Origin of the sequence: Oscillibacter sp. CU971 (assembly GCF_905219725.1) — a bacterium.
Classification (GTDB): Bacteria; Bacillota; Clostridia; order Oscillospirales; family Oscillospiraceae; genus Oscillibacter.
Genome location: NZ_CAJMXG010000405.1, coordinates 1 through 1,987 on the forward strand (window position 1 = coordinate 1; position 1,987 = coordinate 1,987).

The 1,987-nt window shown below is 58.2% G+C and carries 3 protein-coding genes; all 3 read right to left on the reverse strand.

What is annotated here, in order from left to right; genetic code table 11:
• Positions 1-734: recombinase family protein (locus JX325_RS15915; protein WP_204792030.1), on the reverse strand; the 734-nt coding region annotated here is incomplete at its 3' end.
• A 111-nt stretch (positions 735-845) separates the two neighbouring features.
• Positions 846-1,001: a hypothetical protein gene (locus JX325_RS15920; protein ID WP_204792031.1), complete on the reverse strand. Its 156-nt coding sequence runs from the start codon at positions 999-1,001 to the stop codon at positions 846-848.
• A gap of 106 nt (positions 1,002-1,107) precedes the next feature.
• On the reverse strand, positions 1,108-1,482 hold the full coding sequence (locus JX325_RS15925; protein ID WP_160211068.1) for a type II toxin-antitoxin system PemK/MazF family toxin: 375 nt from the start codon (positions 1,480-1,482) through the stop codon (positions 1,108-1,110).
• Positions 1,483-1,987 lie beyond the last annotated feature (505 nt).

The following is a 1,987-nucleotide window of genomic DNA, read 5'->3' on the forward strand; positions in this document are numbered from 1 at the left end:
TACTGCACCGTGTTTGGATACCATCCCTCCCGGCCATGGCCCCGGATAGCCCCCAGCTCATTCAGCTCATGGGCGATATCCGCCGTCCCCTGGCCCTTGAGGTAGGCGTTGTAGATATACCGGACGATCTCCGCCTCCTCGGGGATGATCTCCAGCTCCCGCCCCGCCAGCCGGTAGCCGTAGGGGGTGGACGGAGGGACGAAGATTCCCTTTTCCATCCGCATCCGAACGCTGACCCTCATGTTGTTGGAGTGGTTGGTGGACTCCATCTGGGAGAAAGCGCCGTAGATCTGGGCGATCTGCTCGGTGGTCATCTTCCCGGTGTCGATGTTCTCTTTCTCGAAGCAGATGGAGATGCCCAGCCGGAGCAGTTCCCGCACATACCGGATGTAGTCCGTGGTGTTCCGGGCGAAGCGGGAGGTGGACTTGACCAGCACCCGGTCGATCTTCCCGTCACGGCAGTCCGCGATCATGCGGTTGAACTCCTCACGCTTCCGGGCCTCCAGTCCGGACAGCCCCTCGTCGGCGTAGACGTCTACCAGCTCCCAGTCCTCCCTGGAGGAGATGAACTTGGTGTAGAAGTCCACCTGGGCCATGTAGGAGTTGAGCTGGTCAGCCGAGTCGCTGCTGACCCTGGCGTATGCCGCGACCCGGAGCTTTGCCGCCTCGGGCTTCCTGGGGTCAATGACGGTAATTCTCGGACGCCTTGCGGCAGTAGTGTTTGTCTGTACCATATCTTTTTTGACCTCCTTTCTGCGACACACAATATCACAAGTTTTTTGAAACAGCTATTCACCAATACCAACCAAAAACAGCCCCTAAAACCAAGCAGAATGTACCTGTTCTCAGGTAAAAATCAAGGTGGGCCGGAGCCGCCGCTTCAGTTCGGCCTTGGCCCGCTCCGTTTCCGCTTCCGACAGGAGCTTTCGCTCCGCCATACTCTCCAGCATCCGAAGAGCGGAGAGGAAGGTGACATTGTCCCGCAGTTCCTTTGTAGTCATAGCATTAACGCCCTCCTTATCTGAGAGCCGCCCATCGGGAACCGTGAGCGGCCCCGATGGGTTGATGGAAAAACAGCAGAGACACAGTCTCCGCTATGTATATAGTTCAGCGGTATGTTTCTGCAAGCCCTACGCTGATGTGCAGAGCGGCGTCCACTTCCCACATCTTGTCCTCACCCACGCTGCCCATGTACTCACCCAGGCGGGACTTGTCCAGCGTCCGAACCTGCTCCAGCAGGACAGTGGAGTCCCGGAACAGGCCGCAGGCCGCGCCCTTGAGCCGCACATGGGTGGGCTGGCGTTTGCCCTTGACGTACCCCGTAATGGCGGCGGCGATGACGGTGGGGCTGTGGTGGTTGCCCACGTTGTTCTGGAGAATCAGGACAGGCCGGATGCCTCCCTGCTCCGAGCCGGTGACCGGCGTGAGATCGGCGTAATAGATATCGCCCCGCTGAATGGGACGGGTCCTCTTGAAATCCATAGTCGTTTTCTCCTCTGTTTTGAAAAGACGGGGCCGCTCCTGCGCAGGTTGGTGCAAAGATATTGCTATCCTTTTTGCGGAGAGCGGCCCCGCTTTCTTATCGTTGATCATTTGCTGGCTCTATTCGACACTACTTCCCGAGCCTTGGGCGGCAGTCTGGAACTGTGCTGGCGCACATCACGGGCGTCTCACCCCTCCGAGGTTCTCTCCGAGCTGCCCCCATTGCGTGATCCTGCGTAGCAGGGCTGTGGCTGGGCAGGAGTATCATTGTGTTCTGACGGGGTCATTGCGAAACAGCTTGCCAGGGCTGTTTTGGGATGGATGGGGACCGCTGGGCACCTTATTTGGCCGTCTTTGATAGCAGAAGTGAAATTCACTGCAATTCGCTTTCTCCTACAGGTGGTCTTGGCGCATCCTCCATATCGCTTTCCGTTTCTCACACGGACCGTCAGGGAACGTATTCCAGTTGCCGGATATGACCGCAGGGCTGCGGTATTTGTCAAAG

Bases quoted from the DNA above. Each gene is read 5' to 3' on its own strand.
- JX325_RS15920 (WP_204792031.1), bottom strand. From the start codon at position 1,001: ATGACTACAAAGGAACTGCGGGACAATGTCACCTTCCTCTCCGCTCTT.
- JX325_RS15925 (WP_160211068.1), bottom strand. From the start codon at position 1,482: ATGGATTTCAAGAGGACCCGTCCCATTCAGCGGGGCGATATCTATTAC.